We start from the raw sequence: 1,038 nt of genomic DNA, 5'->3' as shown, positions 1-1,038 counted from the left end.
CTTTTTGGTAGGGTTAATTTGATTTGCAAAAACATCCACTTGCCTAGTTCGTTTATAATAGGTAAACTTTCCCGAAGCCTCAGCTCTTTGATTTGCTCAGGTCCTAAGGTTTTGTTCTTTTGCTTTGCGCTCCACCGCATATAGCTTTTGTATTTCAACTAAAACATGTTGTGCTTTTTGCTTGTCATTATCTAAGGCTCTTTCAAATTCTCGCCTAGCATGTGCCCAACAGCCAAGAGGAGTGATATCTGATTTTTTTCCATAAGCTTTGTATCCTGCATATCCGTCTGTTTGCAAGTAACCTTTAAAGTTTTGCAAAATAGGTAGTGCAGCGCTACTTGCACGAGTAGGGCTGTAATTGAACATCACAAGCTTGGATATTGGGGCATGATACACCCAATAATAACCCAGATGCGTTTTGTCTTTTTTCTTGTCGTCTAAAACCTTGATGGTGGTTTCATCCACTTGAAGATACCCTTCATTCTTGATATCCATTACCAGCTTCTCATACAAGGGTTTTAAAGCAGCCATGCTCTGAGCAGCCCAACCCTCTATTGTAGAAGAAGCAATATCGATATCTTCTCTAGAGAACCGTTGCTTTTGACGATATAGCGGAAGGTGATCCACATATTTATCTACTAGGATAGTGGCTAGTAGTCCTTCTGAAGGGATTCCTTTGTCTATGATTCTTTCGGGTAAGTCCCCGATGGATATCTTGGTGTTGTCTTTATCCTTAGTCGCGTATTTGTATCGGATATATCTTTTGATTTTAAAGTGTCCCGGAACATAATCAAGTACATCTGTAGTTTCTTTGCCAATACAAACCTGATCAGACAAATCTCCTTCAGGGTAAATCTCGATTTCTTCAACTGGTAAATGATCCGGAAGTTTAGCCCTGCCAGGATGTTTCTTTTTAGAACGAGAATAAGTGATTTCTTCTTTGATAACCTCTTCTTGTTCTTCCAGAAGCTCTTGTTCTAGATCTAAAGGTAAAGTAGTTTGAGAAGGATCTTCAAAACGCTCTCGTTTTTGACCAAA

Annotated in this window: 1 pseudogene; it reads right to left on the bottom strand. The window is 39.4% G+C overall.

Annotated features, from left to right (window positions below):
* Positions 1-1,038, bottom strand: a pseudogene (tnpC, locus tag A3SG_RS20490) (IS66 family transposase); the annotation flags it as partial.

The sequence above is a fragment of the Flavobacterium sp. ACAM 123 genome (assembly GCF_000264055.1).
In the GTDB taxonomy this organism is placed as follows: Bacteria; Bacteroidota; Bacteroidia; order Flavobacteriales; family Flavobacteriaceae; genus Flavobacterium.
This window is presented reverse-complemented; position numbering and strand designations above follow the sequence as displayed.